The sequence below is a fragment of the Aureispira sp. CCB-QB1 genome (assembly GCF_000724545.1).
Taxonomy (GTDB): domain Bacteria; phylum Bacteroidota; class Bacteroidia; order Chitinophagales; family Saprospiraceae; genus Aureispira.
The window spans coordinates 1-518 of record NZ_JHBV01000102.1 but is presented as its reverse complement, the minus strand read 5'-3'; the positions used below and the strand labels follow the sequence as shown (position 1 = coordinate 518).

Sequence of the window (518 nt, the reverse complement as noted above, 5' to 3'; positions counted from 1 at the left end):
TCAACAGGCGTGCTGCCGCTAGAGCAAGGAGGAGCAATTTCTTTGTTGTTGTATCCCAATCCTACCACAGATTATTTGAATGTGCATTATTATAATAAAACAACAAAGGAGGAATTGACCTTTTGTGTGGTGAATTTGCAAGGGCGTGTGTTGCATCGTTATACAACCTACGATCAGTCGGATAAGACCTATATTGTTCCCGTGTCGGGTTTGGTGGCGGGGGTGTATGTATTGGAAGTTCGACAAGAGGGGGAATTGATTGGTCGTGAGCAGTTTGTGAAGCGATAGTGATGATGGATTTGTCTTATGAATTGCCAGAAGGGCTTGAAAAGGGGCAATTGGTGGTTACGTCTACCACGGGGGCAAGGATGACTCAAGTAGCCTTGCGCAACAATGTAGGTCAGCTTACGTTAAATACGAAAGAATGGGTGTCGGGAATTTATTTTGCGACACTATTCTGTGAGGGGCAAGAAGCTAAAGTCTTTAAAATTGTTATTCAAAAATAATGTATCATTGAT

General features: G+C 42.7%; 2 protein-coding genes. Both read left to right on the top strand.

Annotated features, from left to right (window positions below; all coding sequences use genetic code 11):
* Window positions 1–288 (top strand): T9SS type A sorting domain-containing protein (locus CG11_RS26405; RefSeq protein WP_156039925.1); only part of this gene is annotated, 288 nt, incomplete at its 5' end.
* Window positions 289–290: 2 nt separating this feature from the next.
* Window positions 291–506: a T9SS type A sorting domain-containing protein gene (locus tag CG11_RS26400; protein WP_052599935.1), complete on the top strand. Its 216-nt coding sequence runs from the start codon at window positions 291–293 to the stop codon at window positions 504–506.
* Window positions 507–518 lie beyond the last annotated feature (12 nt).

Bases quoted from the DNA above. Each gene is read 5' to 3' on its own strand.
- CG11_RS26400 (WP_052599935.1), top strand. From the start codon at position 291: ATGATGGATTTGTCTTATGAATTGCCAGAAGGGCTTGAAAAGGGGCAA.